This window comes from Delftia sp. JD2 (assembly GCF_001682645.1).
GTDB classification, from domain to species: Bacteria; Pseudomonadota; Gammaproteobacteria; order Burkholderiales; family Burkholderiaceae_C; genus Comamonas; species Comamonas acidovorans.
The window spans coordinates 1-8,002 of sequence record NZ_LFJT01000111.1 but is presented as its reverse complement, the minus strand read 5'-3'; the positions used below and the strand labels follow the sequence as shown (position 1 = coordinate 8,002).

Sequence of the window (8,002 nt, the reverse complement as noted above, 5' to 3'; positions counted from 1 at the left end):
GGTGGAGGTAAACGGGATCGAACCGATGACCTCTTGCATGCCATGCAAGCGCTCTCCCAGCTGAGCTATACCCCCAAAAATCCGATACTGGCGGAGTGGACGGGACTCGAACCCGCGACCCCCGGCGTGACAGGCCGGTATTCTAACCAACTGAACTACCACTCCTGGCAGACAGCTTTTGCGCTCTTTCGAGCCAAGTGCTGCAAACTTGGCGACCCTACGGGGATTCGAACCCCGGTACTCACCGTGAAAGGGTGATGTCCTAGGCCTCTAGACGATAGGGTCACAGCCTATGATCCGCCGATAAAAAAGCGCCTTCGTTTTTCAAAGGCGCTTACATACCAAGCGGCAAATTTTGGCGGAGTGGACGGGACTCGAACCCGCGACCCCCGGCGTGACAGGCCGGTATTCTAACCAACTGAACTACCACTCCTGGCAGACAGCTTTTGCGCTCTTTCGAGCCAAGTGCTGCAAACTTGGCGACCCTACGGGGATTCGAACCCCGGTACTCACCGTGAAAGGGTGATGTCCTAGGCCTCTAGACGATAGGGTCAATCCTAGAACTTGCGTAAATACTCAAGTCTCAATTTTTGGTGGAGGTAAACGGGATCGAACCGATGACCTCTTGCATGCCATGCAAGCGCTCTCCCAGCTGAGCTATACCCCCTTGCTGCAACGTTGCACTGCTTCGTTGCTGCGATTCAAAAATTGTAGCACAGCGTTTTTGGGGCAATTCCGGAATGCATGACTTTTTTATGTCGCCCTGCATTCCGGCGCCCTGCTCAAGCCCGGGTCAGGCCAGGCTTTGCCCATCGCGTATGCGGTGGATCTCGGCGATGTCCACCACCCAGACCAGGCCGTCGCCGACCTGGCCCGAATGGCAGGCCGTGGTGATGGCCGCACGGATAGGCTCGACCATGGAGGCCTCGGCCAGGACGCAGACCATGACCTTGTCGGAGAAGTCGGTCAACTCCTCCTTCACGCTGCGCTTGTCGATGGCGGCCGGGGCCGTGAAGCCCTCGGCACGGAACAGCGTCACGCCGGGGAAGTTGGGAATGGCACGCAGCGCGTCGCGCAGGCGCTCCAGGCGGCTGGGGCGCACGATGGCCCGGATTTCCTTCATGGTCATTGCAGTGTCTCCTTCATCAGGCTTCCAGCGGTTTTTCATCAAACCAGCGGTACAGGGTCGGCAACACCACCAGCGTAAGCAGGGTGGACGAGATCAGGCCACCGATCACGACGATGGCCAGCGGGCGTTGCACCTCCGAGCCGGGGCCGGTGGCGAACAGGAAGGGCACCAGGCCCAGCAGCGCGACGGTGGCCGTCATCATCACGGGGCGGAAGCGCTGCACGCAGCCTTCGCGCACGGCCTCGGCCACGTCCATTCCATCCTCGCGCAGCTTGCGGATGCAGCTGACCAGCACCACGCCGTTGAGCACAGCAATGCCCCACAGCGCAATGAAGCCCACCGATGCCGGCACGCTCACGTATTCGCCCGTGACGAACAGGCCTATCAGTCCCCCGATGGAGGCGAAAGGCAGCACCAGGATGATCAGCCCGGCCAGCTTGACCGAATTGAACAGCACGAACAGCAGGAAGAAGATGGCCACGATGGTCAGCGGCACGATCACCTGCAGCGTGCCCATGGCGCGCTCCATGTTCTCGAACTGGCCGCCGTACTTGAAGTAGTAGCCGTCGGGCAGTTGCACTTCCTTGTCGATGCGCTGCTGCACTTCGGTCACGAAGCCGCCCAGGTCGCGCCCTTCCACGTTGGCGCCCACCACCACGCGGCGCTTGCCGCCTTCGCGGCTGATCTGCGCGGGTCCGTCCACCAGCTCGATGCGGGCCACGCTGTTGAGCGGAACCTGCGCGCCGGTGCTGGTGGTCAGCAAGGTGGCACCGACAGCCTGGGGCGAGCCACGGAAGGGCTCGGGGAAGCGCACGACCACGTTGTAGCGGCGCTCGCCCTCGTAGACCGTGGTCACGTCCTTGCCGCCGATGGCCGACTCGATCACGCCCTGCACGTCGGTGACGTTCAGGCCGTGGCGGGCAATGGCCTTGCGGTCGATATCCACCGTGAGCGCCTGCTGGCCCGACAGCCGCTCGACACGGATGTCGGTGCTGCCCGGCACGCTCTTGAGGATGCGGGCCACCTGTTCGGAGACATCGCGCAGATCGTCCAGCTCGTCGCCGAAGACCTTGATGGCCAGTTGCGAGCGCACGCCCGTGACCATTTCATCCACGCGCTCGGAGATCGGCTGGGACAGCACGATCTGCACGCCCGGGATCGAGGACAGGCGCTGGCGGATGTCTTCGTCGATCTCGTCCTGGGTGCGGTCGGACTCGGGGTCCAGCAGCACGATGGGGTCGGACTCGTTGGGGCCTGCGGGATCGGCCGGCGATTCACCGCGTCCGAGCTTGGAGACCACGCTGAGCACGCCGGGCACCTCGGCCACGGCCTTCATCGCCGCCATTTCCATGCGGATGGACTCGTCCAGCGAGATGCTGGGCACGCGGTTGATCTGCGGCGTCAGCGCGCCCTCCTTCATGGTGGGCATGAAGGACTTGCCCAGCAGCGGGAACAGTCCCAGCGAGCCCAGCAGCAGCGCCACGGCCACGGCCAGCGTGGCGCGGTTGCGCGCGGTGGCCAGGTCCAGCAGGCGCAGGTAGTGGCGCTTGAGGAAGGCGATCAGGCGCGTGTCATGGTCCGCGCCGCCCTTGAGGAAGTACGAGCACAGCACGGGCGACAGGAACAGCGACACGGCCAGCGAGACCGCCAGCGAGATCGCGATGGTCAGCGCCAGCGGGCCGAACATCTTGCCTTCGATGCCCTGCAGCGTCATCAGCGGCAGGAACACCAGGATGATGATGGCGATGCCGAAGATGGTGGGCGTGGCCACCTCGGTGGTGGCCGAGAGCACGGTGCGCACGCGTGCGCCCATGCTGTCGCCGGCCTGTCCGAGCTTGTGGAACACGTTCTCCACCACCACCACGGTGGCATCGACCATGAGGCCGATGGCGATCGCCAGCCCTCCCAGCGACATGAGGTTGGCCGAGATGCCCCAGCGGTTCATCATGATGAAGGTGGTCAGCGGCGTGATGATCAGCGTGGCCACCACGATCAGGCTGGAGCGCACGTCACCCAGGAAGATGAAGAGCACCACGACCACGAGCAGGATGCCCTCGATCAGCACCTTGCCCACGGTCCATAGCGCCGAGTCGACCAGGTCGGTTCGGTCGTAGTAGGGAACGATCTGCAGGCCGCCGGGCAGCATGCCCTTGGAGTTGATCTCCTGCACGCGCTCCTTCACGCGGGTGACCACTTCCTTGGCATTGCCGCCGCGCATCATCAGCACGATGCCGGAGACGCCTTCGGTATAGCCGCCCTTGATGATGGCGCCCTGGCGCACTTCCTGGCCCAGCTGGACCTCGGCCACATCGCGCACGAAGACCGGCACGCCGCCATCCTGCTTGAGGACGATGTTGCCGATGTCCTCCAGCGACTGGATCAGGCCCACGGCGCGGATCAGGTACTGCTCGGTCACCTGGGGCAGGATGCCGCCGCTGGCGTTGGCGTTGTTGTCGGCGATGGCCTGGACCACATGGCGCACGGACAGGCCGTAGTGGCGCAGCCGGCCGGGGTCGACCTCCACCTGGTACTGCTTGACGTAGCCGCCCTGCGAGTTGATTTCGGCCACGCCGGGAATGGAGCGCAGCAGCGGGCGCGCCACCCAGTCCTGGATGGTGCGGCGCTCGGTCAGCTCCTCGGGCGTGAGGGCCCGCTTGCCGTCGTCGGGATGGTCCAGCGTGTACTGGTAGACCTCGCCCAGGCCCGTGGACACCGGCCCCAGCACGGGGATGATGCCTTCGGGCATGCGCGGCGTGACCTCCATCAGCCGCTCGGTGACGAGCTGGCGCGCAAAGTACACGTCGGTGGTATCGGTGAAGACCAGGGTGATGATGGACAGGCCGCTCTTGTTGAGCGAGCGCATCTCCACCAGGCCCGGCATGCCGGTCATGGCGATTTCCAGCGGCACGGTCACGAAGCGCTCGATTTCCTCGGGCGAACGGCCTGGCGCCTCAGTGGCCACCTGGACCTGGACGTTGGTCACGTCAGGAAAGGCATCCACCGACAGATTCATGGCGGCGCGCAGGCCAAAGCCGCACAGCACCAGCGAGAGCACGATCACGATGAGTCGCTGGCTCAGTGCGGCCCGGATCATGGAAGCGATCATGGGCTTACTCCAGCTCTGCGCGCTTGCGCTCGTTGTTCAGGTGGAAGGCGCCCGTGGTGACGATGACCGTGCCATCGGCCACGCCCTTGTTCACGGGGCGCATGCCGCCGCTGGCGGCGCCCAGCTCGACGGGCGTGAGGCGGTAGTGGTTCTCGCCCTTCTTGACGAAGACATGGTCGCGATCGTTCTCGCGCACCACGGCCTCGGCCGGCACGGCCAGCAGCTGGCGCACCTCGCCCTGGATGCGCATGGTGGCCAGCATCTGGGGCTTGAGGTCGCGCTCGGTGTTGTCCACCTGGGTGCGGATGGTGACGGTGCGGGTCTCGGGCGTCACGGTGTCGCCCACATGCACGATCTGGCCGGACAGCACGCGCTCGCCCAGAGCGGGCACGGCGATCTCCACGGCCTGGCCGGCACGCACGCCGCTGGCCATCTGCTCGGGAATCGCGCCCACCACCCAGACGCTGCTCAGGTCGGCCACGGTGAACAGCGGATCACCGGGCTGGGTCACCTGGCCGGAGCTGACCTTGCGCTCGATCACCACGCCGGCCCCTGTGGACAGCACGGCCGCATGCGACTGCAGCGTGCCCTTGTCGCGCAGCTGGGCGATGGCGCTGTCGGGAATGCCGATCAGGCGCAACTGGTCGCCGGCAGCGCGCTGCTCGGCGCGCGCAATCGACAGCTCGGACTCGCGGCGCTGCAGCTCGGCCGAACCGATGACATCAGCGGCGATCAGCTGGCGCGCGCGCTCCACGCCGCGCTCGGCCAGAGTGGCGGCGGAGTGTGCACGCAGATAGGCCAGCTGGGCGGTGGTCAGCTCGGGGCTGGCCACGCGGGCCAGCACCTGTCCCGCGCGCACGCGGTCGCCCACTTCGACCAGCACCTCGGTCACGCGCCCCGTGGCGGCCGCGCCAATGCGGGTGACCTGGCGCTCATTGGCCTCGATGCGGCCGGACACCTCCTGCAGCAGCGCGATCTGCGCCTGCGCCACGGGCTTGACGGCGAAGTTGGGAGCCATCTCGGCGGTCACACGGACCTCCATCGGGTCCTGCTCCTGGGCAGCGGCCGCTGCGGGCGCCGCCTTGGCCTCGGCCTCTTCGTTCTTGCCGCAGGCGCTCAGCGCCAGCGTTGCGGCCAGCAGGCCGGCCAGGGCCAGGGAGTTCACCAAGGTGCTGCTGCCTGCGCGGGCGGCGATGGGTTTCGGATGCATATTCAAGGACATGTTCGTTTCTGATTTCGGGTGTGAGGCAGGGACGGCGCGCTTCACAGCGCGGACGGATCGTCGTAGCGGCCCGCGAGGTATTCGAGCTGTATGCGCGCCGCCTGCAGCTGGTAGCGCGCATCGAGCAGGTCTGCGCGGATGGAGCGCAGCACGCGCTGCGCATCGAGCACATCGAGAATGCCGCGCTCGCCGAAGCGGTAGGCGGCCTCGGCCACGCGCAGGGCCGACTCGGCCTCGCGCACCGAACCCTGGCTCAGTGCCTGGGTGCGCAGTCGTGCCATCTCCAGCTCCTTCCAGGCCTGCAGCGTCTGCTGGCGCAGCTCGATCTGCCGGCCTTCCAGCTGCAGACGCGCGCGCTCCAGCTCGGAGGCGGCCTCGTCGATAGGGCCGCGGTGCTGGTCGAGCAAGGGGATCTGGATGCTCACGCCCACCGTGTTCAGGCGCACGTCGGGCTCGCGCGTCTGGCCGTAGCGCAGCTCCACGCCCGGCCAGCGCGAGGCCTTGGCACCGTCGAGCCGCGCCTGGGCACGCTCGACCTCCGCCTTGAGCTGGCGCAGTTCGGGATGCTCCATGGGATCGATCTCGCCCATGTCCTCGATGCGCAGCGGGTCCTCCAGCGACACATCCAGGCGAAAGCGCACGGGCAGCTGGCCTGCGGCCAGGCGGCCCAGCGACAGCTGCGCCTGCTCGGCGCGCAGCCTTGCGGTCTGCTCCTGCTGGCGCGCCTGGATGATTTCGGCATCGGCCTTGATGATTTCGTAGCGGGCCGCCTCGCCGCTGTCCACGCGGACGCGGACGCGCTCATGGGCCTGCTCCAGAAGGCGCACCGCCTCCTTGGCGGCCTCGACCTCCGCCTCGCGCAGCACCATCTCGTAGGCGCGCAGCCGCACCTGGGCCACCAGCGCATTGCGCGTGGTCGCCACGAAGTGCACCGACCCCTGCTCGCCTGCCCTGGCGGCCTCCACGCGCGCACCGCGCACGGCGGGGTTCTCGATGGGCAATGCCACGGCCCAGCCCTGCACCGTGCCGGCCGCCGCGCCGGGCACGCGGGCGCTGTTGCGGCCCTGGTTCCATTCGAGCTTGGGATTGGGCAGCGCCGAGGCGCTGACCACGCCTGCGCGCGCCGTGGTCCGCGACTGCTCGACGGCGCGCAGATCGGGGTTGTGGTCCAGCACGGCGCGAACGACCTCGTTCAGGCTCAGCTGGGGCAGGCGCTGTGCGGCGGCCGAAGCCACCGAAGCCGTTGAAGCCGTCGATGCGGCCTTAGGCGTGACCGGGACGCGGGCCGCTGCGGCCTCGGCGGCTGCAGCCGCGGCGGGTGCCGCCTGGGTCATGGGAGGCTGGGATGCCTGTGCCGAGGCACCGGCACCCCAGCCCACCAGCAGGCTGCAGATCGCGCCTTGCAAGGCCTTGCGCGAAAAGGATGGAAAACGAGCGGGGGCCATTCCCGCCAATACCGTTGGATTCACCATGGCATGCATCTGCCGCGAAACGACAGTCGAGGGGTTGAGTAAGAGATGGGCCCTCCCCTGCGGACAACGCGGGGACGGGCACGGCCGGGCCGTGCGCAGTCAGCGCGCGGACGACGGCATGGCATGCGCGCCAGCAAGGCGCGCACGAGCAGTGATCAGGCAGTGGGATGCGTCAGCCGACAAGGGGCGCAGGGCATGCCTGCGCCGCAATATGCGGTCAGCCGAGCAGGGAAGGTCTTGGAGGGCGCAGCAGCTGGCCCGGAGCGGGCGACAGGTGCGCCTGGGAATAGGTCGAAGGCGGGGCCCACAGCGACACCACCTGCACGGCGATGGGCTCGGGCGGCCAGTACATCTCGGCGGAGCGGTCCTCGCCACAGGCCAGCAGGGCCAGCAGCTGGCGGGTGTTGCCGCCGTGTGCCGTCAGCTCGGCAAACTCCGTCTCGTCGTCTTCCTCGACTTCCGCGAGTTCTTCGAGGAATTCCTCATCGATGGTCACGATGGGGTGGTGCGCCAGCAAGCCATCGCTTTCCAGTCCATCGGACGATGCCGACGCCGCCACCTGTCCACAGAAGATGGACAACAGCATCAGCAAGGAAAACAGGAACGATGGCGCAAGGCGCATGGGGCGAGACGAAGGCGGGAGCAGTGAAAGTGAATGTCCCGTGATCGGGACACCATCTATTGTTACGAATGTTGAGGCAAAGTTCCGGGTTTGCCCTTAAAAAATCTGTGGCAAAGCCCGCTTTTCGCACATGCTTGCCTGCTGCCAAGCGAAAGCGAGGCAGCCATGCAGGCGAGCTGCACGCGGCAGAAACAAAAAAGCCACCTTGCGGTGGCTTCTTGTCTGTGCAGACGCTTGGTTTGCACAAGGAATCTGGCGGAGTGGACGGGACTCGAACCCGCGACCCCCGGCGTGACAGGCCGGTATTCTAACCAACTGAACTACCACTCCTGGCAGACAGCTTTTGCGCTCTTTCGAGCCAAGTGCTGCAAACTTGGCGACCCTACGGGGATTCGAACCCCGGTACTCACCGTGAAAGGGTGATGTCCTAGGCCTCTAGACGATAGGGTCA

5 protein-coding genes and 8 tRNA genes are annotated in these 8,002 nt (G+C 66.4%); all 13 read right to left on the bottom strand.

What is annotated here, in order from left to right:
• Positions 1–2 precede the first annotated feature (2 nt).
• The 13 genes from ACM14_RS29760 to ACM14_RS29700 all read right to left on the bottom strand — a co-directional run bounded on the left by ACM14_RS29760 (position 3) and on the right by ACM14_RS29700 (position 8,001).
• Positions 3–75, bottom strand: a tRNA-Ala gene (locus ACM14_RS29760).
• A 13-nt stretch (positions 76–88) separates the two neighbouring features.
• Positions 89–165 (bottom strand) — tRNA-Asp (locus ACM14_RS29755).
• Positions 166–209: 44 nt separating this feature from the next.
• Positions 210–285, bottom strand: a tRNA-Glu gene (locus ACM14_RS29750).
• Positions 286–356: 71 nt separating this feature from the next.
• A tRNA-Asp gene (locus ACM14_RS29745) sits at positions 357–433 on the bottom strand.
• 44 nt (positions 434–477) lie between these two features.
• Positions 478–553: transfer RNA gene (locus ACM14_RS29740), tRNA-Glu, on the bottom strand.
• A gap of 38 nt (positions 554–591) precedes the next feature.
• Positions 592–667, bottom strand: a tRNA-Ala gene (locus ACM14_RS29735).
• Positions 668–793: 126 nt separating this feature from the next.
• On the bottom strand, positions 794–1,129 hold the full coding sequence (locus ACM14_RS29730) for a P-II family nitrogen regulator (protein WP_012206561.1): 336 nt from the start codon (positions 1,127–1,129) through the stop codon (positions 794–796).
• 16 nt (positions 1,130–1,145) lie between these two features.
• Entirely contained in the window at positions 1,146–4,235 is a 3,090-nt protein-coding gene (locus ACM14_RS29725) for an efflux RND transporter permease subunit (RefSeq protein ID WP_065348134.1), read from the bottom strand.
• A 4-nt stretch (positions 4,236–4,239) separates the two neighbouring features.
• The gene (locus ACM14_RS29720) at positions 4,240–5,457 is read right to left on the bottom strand and encodes an efflux RND transporter periplasmic adaptor subunit (RefSeq protein WP_065348133.1); all 1,218 of its coding nucleotides are present in this window, start codon (positions 5,455–5,457) and stop codon (positions 4,240–4,242) included.
• A gap of 41 nt (positions 5,458–5,498) precedes the next feature.
• Positions 5,499–6,929 (bottom strand): TolC family protein, encoded by a 1,431-nt coding sequence (locus tag ACM14_RS29715; RefSeq protein WP_063325969.1) that lies wholly within the window; start codon positions 6,927–6,929, stop codon positions 5,499–5,501.
• Between the two features lie 217 nt (positions 6,930–7,146).
• Positions 7,147–7,515 carry a hypothetical protein gene (locus tag ACM14_RS29710; RefSeq protein WP_224986538.1) on the bottom strand — a complete coding sequence of 123 codons (369 nt, stop codon included), beginning with the start codon at positions 7,513–7,515 and terminating at the stop codon, positions 7,147–7,149.
• Positions 7,516–7,804: 289 nt separating this feature from the next.
• A tRNA-Asp gene (locus ACM14_RS29705) sits at positions 7,805–7,881 on the bottom strand.
• Positions 7,882–7,925: 44 nt separating this feature from the next.
• Positions 7,926–8,001 (bottom strand) — tRNA-Glu (locus ACM14_RS29700).
• Position 8,002: the final 1 nt, after the last annotated feature.